1 protein-coding gene is annotated in these 1,778 nt (G+C 38.0%); it reads left to right on the top strand.

What is annotated here, in order from left to right:
- Positions 1-671: 671 nt before the first annotated feature.
- Entirely contained in the window at positions 672-1,598 is a 927-nt protein-coding gene (locus EXA13_RS16505) for a PD-(D/E)XK nuclease family protein (RefSeq protein WP_238134086.1), read from the top strand.
- The last annotated feature ends 180 nt before the right edge of the window (positions 1,599-1,778 follow it).

Below are 1,778 nucleotides of genomic sequence, written 5' to 3'. Positions count from 1 at the left end.
CCAATCAAGCTGCGTACATTGAAAGTCGCATAACAAAGCGTTTAAGGCGGATTCACAACGCTTGGCATTTTTAGTTTGAATCAGCTTTAGTGGTTACGACACAATGGTTTAGGTTTGGTGGTTAGCGTTGTTCACCACTTAACGCGGCGTTATGTAACCGTAAAGAAAAAGACCGCAATATATTGAAAATTAAAAATATTTTTATGCTTTTGCTTTTTTAAGTTGGCTTCTACTTCACATGTTTATGGATTTAACTTATTGTTTTAATTGGTTATTTATAAGGTTTGTAAAGTCAGTCTTATTCATATTGGCTTAGTTTCCGTCTTCTTGTTCTTCGAGTTTTCAGTCTTTTCTCAATGGTTAAGTGAGTTTGCGATAAGCTTGGTGGCAGTCATTTTTTCTTTGAACTAGGGCTCGCAGTTTTGTTGTTGTCACGCGAATTCTACTGGGTTACTGCTAACTTTTCATGTAAGTTAAAGGTATTTGGCAATGTTGTTCTTTGTAATACTTTGAAATGATTAGTAAAGTTACATAACAAAGCATTCAAGAGGGACAATCAACGCGTGGAATTTTTGGCTTGGGTTGGCATCTGAGGTTACGGCTGGTTAGTTTTAAGCTGTGCGGTAGCGTTGCTTGCCCCTTAATGCGGCGTTATATGCAGGTACGTGAAAATGGAAAATTTGAACATTTTTTCTTCTATAAATGAGCGCGATATTGACTTGGTTTTGCTTGAAGAGTTAAACGTATCGGAAAGTTTTTCTAATTGGTTAGTTACTAGAGTCACTGGATTGCCTAGTCATATAAAGCTTGTTGGTGCTTGGCACTCTGTATCTGACAATGTGCTTGGTGAGTCTGATTTAATTTTCATTTATGAATCAGAAGATTCATCACCTCAAGCTATATTGATAGAAAACAAATTAGATGCTCTGGCTCAGCCAAAGCAAGCCATTCGTTATCACCAGCGTGGAAAGGCGGGAATAGAGCATGGGCATTGGGTAGATTTTGTTACTTGTCTAATAGCACCACAAAAATACTTAGATAAAACGTCAGAAATTTATCATACGCAACTTTCTTACGAAGAAATAATGGCTTACTTTATTTCAGACACTAGTGCGCGTGGTATGTACAAAGCTAAGCTAATGAAAAGTGCTATCGACAAACAACGTCGAGGTTATAAGTCGACAGTTAGCAATGAAATGACACTTTTTGCACGTCTCTATTTAGATCATGTCCAAGAACGTTATCCTGAGTTAAATCCAGAAAGTTCAAAGCCAAGAGCTGCGGGAAATACTTGGATTCGATTCCACCCGAACCCCAAGGACAAGTTGACTCAGATCGTGCATCAAATTTACGGGAATACAGTTAAGATTATGATGTTCGAGCAAGCTGAAAATTTTGATCTGATTAGTCAGCGGTTTACGCCGCTAGTTGATGACAGTGTTTCGATTTATGTTTCAGGTAAGTCGGTTATTTTTGAAGCGAGTGCTCCAGAGATTGACCCGATTAGTCAGAGGTTTAGTGATGTTCTTCCTGAAATCGAAGAGTCAATTAGAATTGCACTTAAGCTAAAGCAAATTTTGATGTCAGCAAGCATATAACAAACAATTTAAGAGGGATTCCCAACGCTTGGCATTTTGGGTTCTACTTTAGGTTAAGTGTTTATGGCGCAATGCTTTAGGTTGGGTGGTAGCGTTGCTCACCCCTTAATTGGGCGTTATGTAACCGTAGAGAAAAAGATCGCAATATATTGAAAGTTAAAGTGTTTTTATACTTTTGCA

The sequence above is a fragment of the Vibrio cincinnatiensis genome, from assembly GCF_022113815.1.
Lineage (GTDB): Bacteria > Pseudomonadota > Gammaproteobacteria > Enterobacterales > Vibrionaceae > Vibrio > Vibrio cincinnatiensis_A.
The sequence above is the reverse complement of the archived record's forward strand: the minus strand, read 5'-3'. Positions and strand labels throughout refer to the sequence as shown.

Excerpts from the sequence above, each read along its gene's own strand:
- EXA13_RS16505 (WP_238134086.1), top strand. The coding sequence starts at position 672 with ATGGAAAATTTGAACATTTTTTCTTCTATAAATGAGCGCGATATTGAC.